At 69.8% G+C, this 2,378-nt stretch carries 3 protein-coding genes; all 3 read left to right on the forward strand.

Annotated features, from left to right (window positions below):
• Nucleotides 1-85 precede the first annotated feature (85 nt).
• The gene (gene tnpA, locus COA07_RS17560) at nucleotides 86-463 is read left to right on the forward strand and encodes an IS66-like element accessory protein TnpA (protein ID WP_169803607.1); all 378 of its coding nucleotides are present in this window, start codon (nucleotides 86-88) and stop codon (nucleotides 461-463) included.
• Entirely contained in the window at nucleotides 460-807 is a 348-nt protein-coding gene (tnpB, locus tag COA07_RS17565; RefSeq protein WP_076711207.1) for an IS66 family insertion sequence element accessory protein TnpB, read from the forward strand. The genes tnpA and tnpB overlap by 4 nt, the downstream gene beginning before the upstream one ends.
• Before the next feature lie 112 nt (nucleotides 808-919).
• Nucleotides 920-2,353, forward strand: a complete 1,434-nt coding sequence (gene tnpC / locus COA07_RS17570) for an IS66 family transposase (RefSeq protein ID WP_066713524.1) — start codon at nucleotides 920-922, stop codon at nucleotides 2,351-2,353.
• Nucleotides 2,354-2,378: the final 25 nt, after the last annotated feature.

Genomic DNA, 2,378 nt, shown 5'->3' on the forward strand with positions numbered 1-2,378 from the left:
GTAAGCGTCCGGTCTTCTCCACCTTGCTGACGAGGTGATGCGCAAGCCACAGGTGCGGCACTGTGGCAGACACCGGTGCGGCATCATGGCGACGCGAATTATCGAGATGGTCGGGACTGAGCCGCGCCGGCGGTTCAGCGAAGATGACAAGGCGCGGATCGTGTCGGAGGCGATGAGGCCGGGTGCCAGCGTGCTGGAGGTGGCGCGGCGACACCGGGTGTGCACGTCGCTGGTGTATCGCTGGCGACGCACGCTGCTGCGCGACGGGGTGGCGAGCGAAGCATTGCCGTTGCCGGGGCCGGCATTCATTCCGGTCGAGGTGGCGGGCGCGCCCATGGTGCCGCATTCGGAGCCGCTCGGACCGGGTGTGGTGGAAGTGGTCGGCCCGGCCGGGCAACGCATCCGCCTGGCACCTCCCATCGACGCGCGGGTGCTGAAGGCCGTGCTGGCGGGGTTTGCTTGATCGGGCCGCCGGGCGGTGTCCGGGTGTATCTGGCGGCCGGGGTCACGGACATGCGCAAGGGCTTCGACGGGCTGGCCGCGCTGGTACAGCAGCGGCTGCGCCAGGATCCGTTTGGCGGTGCGGTGTACGCCTTCCGGGGCAAGCGTGGCGATCTGGTCAAGCTGCTGTGGTGGGATGGTCAGGGTCTCGTGCTCCATGCCAAGCGTCTGGAGCGGGGCCGGTTCACCTGGCCGGCGACTGCGGACGGTGTCGCGGTGCTGACCCCGGCGCAGTTGTCGATGCTGCTCGAAGGGGTGGACTGGCGGCATCCGATCCGGTCCTCGCAGCCGACCCTGGCCTGGTAGAAAAGTACGGTTTCCTGCGGCTTTCGCGTGTATCGGCATGGGGGTTCTGGTATAAGCGGGCGTGTCGCCCGATGCCGCCTCGCTGCCCGACGATATCGCCCTCCTGAAGGCCATGCTCGTTGCTGCCGGCGCCGAACTGGAGCAGTTGCGGATGCAGGTCGCGCGGCTGCGGCGGATGGCCTTTGGTCGCTCCTCGGAGAAACTGACGCACCAGGCTGACCAGCTGGAACTCGGGCTGGAAGAGCGTGAGGCGGAAGCCGCCATTGCGGCGATGCCGGCGACCACCCGGACACGGGAGGCCGCCAGGCCGTATCGACAGCCACTGCCCGGCCATCTGCCCCGCACGGACGTCGTACATGAGGCACCGTGCGTCTGCCCCGACTGCGGTGGTGCCATGCGGCGCATGGGCGAGGACGTCACCGAGCAGCTCGACTATGTGCCTGCCTCGTTCCGGGTCGTGCGCCACGTCCGGCCGCGGCTCAGCTGCCGGTCATGCGAGCGCATCGTGCAGGCGCCGTTGCCGTCCATGCCCATCGAGCGCGGTCGACCCGGTGCGGGGCTGCTCGCCCATGTGCTGGTGTCCAAATACGCCGACCATCTGCCGCTCTACCGCCAGTCGGGCATCTACACGCGCCAGGGCGTCGACCTTGCCCGCTCCACGCTCGCCGACTGGGTCGGGCGCTCGGCCGCGCTCCTCGATCCGCTGGTCGACGCACTCGAGCGCCACGTCATGGGCGGCTCTACCCTCCACGCCGACGACACGCCCGTCCCGGTACTGGCCCCCGGCACCGGTCGCACCAGGACGGGCCGGCTGTGGACCTATGTCCGCGACGAGCGCGGGGCTGGCGGCGAGGCCCCGCCCGCCGTGCTGTTCCGCTACGCGCCCGACCGCAAGGGCGAACGACCCGCCGGGCATTTGCGGGCGTTCCAGGGCGATCTGCACGCCGATGGCTATGCCGGATTCGACCGCCTCTATGGCGAACGCGTCCGTGAGGTGGCTTGCTGGGCGCACGTCAGGCGCAAGTTCTTCGACGTCCATGCCGCAACCGGGTCCGCCACGGCCCGCGAAGCGCTGGACCATATCGCCGGGCTCTATGCCGTCGAACGGGATGTGCGTGGTCAGCCCCCGGACGAGCGACGGCACGCGCGCCAGGCCAGGGCCGGACCGCTGCTCGATGCGTTCCGCCAGTGGCTCGACGCGACCGGACCGAAGCTGTCCCGGCGCTCAGACCTCGCGGTCGCCATCCGTTATGCGCTCACCCGCTGGCAGGCGCTGACCCGCTATGCCGACGATGGTCGCCTGGAGATCGACAACAATGCCGCCGAGCGCTCGCTGCGCGGTATCGCCGTCGGTCGCAAGAACTGGCTGTTCGCCGGCTCCGACCAGGGTGGCCATCGCGCCGCCAGCATCTACAGCCTCGTGGAAACCGCCAGGCTCAACGGCGTCGACCCCGAGGCCTGGCTGGCCGACACCATCAGCCGTATCGCCGACCATCCGGCCCGACGGGTCGCTGAACTGCTGCCGTGGAACTACCGGCCCGTTTGAGGTGACGCCGTCACCGGACGCTTAC

Source organism: Sphingomonas adhaesiva (genome assembly GCF_002374855.1).
Taxonomy (GTDB): Bacteria; Pseudomonadota; Alphaproteobacteria; order Sphingomonadales; family Sphingomonadaceae; genus Sphingomonas; species Sphingomonas adhaesiva.